Annotated in this window: 1 protein-coding gene and 1 pseudogene; both read left to right on the forward strand. The window is 42.4% G+C overall.

What is annotated here, in order from left to right:
- Positions 1 to 212: nucleoid-associated protein (locus R7R24_RS29490; RefSeq protein WP_318120562.1), on the forward strand; the 212-nt coding region annotated here is incomplete at its 5' end.
- A 108-nt stretch (positions 213 to 320) separates the two neighbouring features.
- Positions 321 to 554: pseudogene (locus R7R24_RS29495) on the forward strand (Hpt domain-containing protein); the annotation flags it as partial.

A 554-nucleotide genomic window follows, 5' to 3' on the forward strand; every position in this document is an offset into this window, starting at 1 on the left:
CCAGAGGGCAAGGTTACGAGCTTGAAGAATCATTCCCTGGTGATCGCTCAACGGTACGTAAACTGACTAAATATGCGGGTGCCGGTGGTCGTTTAAATATCAGCTTTGACAGCTTGTTATTGGGCGAGCGTATTTTCTACGATCCAGAAACAGATACGCTGACGATCAAAGGGACACCGCCAAACTTGAAAGATCAGTTAAGTCGTAACTAATTCTTATGAAGAGAGCCCTAGGCTCTCTTTTTTTATGTGAAGCAAGCACTGCCAGAGCTCAGAACATGGTATATGCTTGTAATTAATGGATTATATGAGGACTGAGCGTTGCATCAATTAAGAGCAGGGATTAAGCGGATTATTTGGTTCTTATTCATTTTGTGGTGTGTATTTTCTGCAACTCTTTGGTTTCAGGCAAAGCAGACGATGCAAACGCTTTCCACATTGAATGAACTCGGCAGTAAAGTTGAGGAAGTACGTAACTTCTTTAATTTTGAGTTGCCGTATCGAGTTAAGCATGTCGATCAAGTCTCACTCAAACTTCAGCTTGTGTACGCGGTT

This window comes from Vibrio sp. 704, assembly GCF_033339295.1.